The 453-nt window shown below is 48.6% G+C and carries 1 protein-coding gene; it reads left to right on the plus strand.

The annotated features are described in order from the left end of the window. Positions 1 to 81: 81 nt before the first annotated feature. A partial coding sequence (locus ACTHTJ_RS10855; protein WP_440362686.1) for a PrpF domain-containing protein occupies positions 82 to 453 on the plus strand: 372 nt, incomplete at its 3' end.

The following is a 453-nucleotide window of genomic DNA, read 5'->3' on the forward strand; positions in this document are numbered from 1 at the left end:
GGGGGGTTGTGGGGTGGTGTTGGTGGTGGTGTTGTGGTTTTGGAAGGGTTTGAGGTTGTTTGTGTATATGGTGTGTTGGGAGTGGGTTTGATTAGTGGTGTATCTGGGGTTGCTACTCGTGTCCATATTCCGGGGGTCGTTTTTGTTGTTCCTGTGGTTGGTTGTGTCGCTTTGGGTGGTAGGGCTGTTGAAGTTGTTGGTGTTGGCTTATTGGTGCGCGCATTGGGCGTGGGTAGGTTGTATCATGCTATGGTGGGTGTTGTTTTGGTTGTTGTTGTTGTTGTTGTTGTGTGTGGTGTGGTGTGGTGGGGGGGGGTTGTTTGTGGTGTTGGTTGGGGTGTGTTGGTGTTTTTTGGTGGTGGTGTTGGTTTGGGTGTGTTGTTGTGGTTTTTTGGTGTGTTTGGGGTTTTGGGTTGGTGGGTTGTTTTTGTGTTTTTTTGTTTTTTTGTGTTG

Origin of the sequence: Neisseria sp. P0018.S001 (assembly GCF_051957355.1) — a bacterium.
Taxonomy (GTDB): domain Bacteria; phylum Pseudomonadota; class Gammaproteobacteria; order Burkholderiales; family Neisseriaceae; genus Neisseria; species Neisseria subflava_A.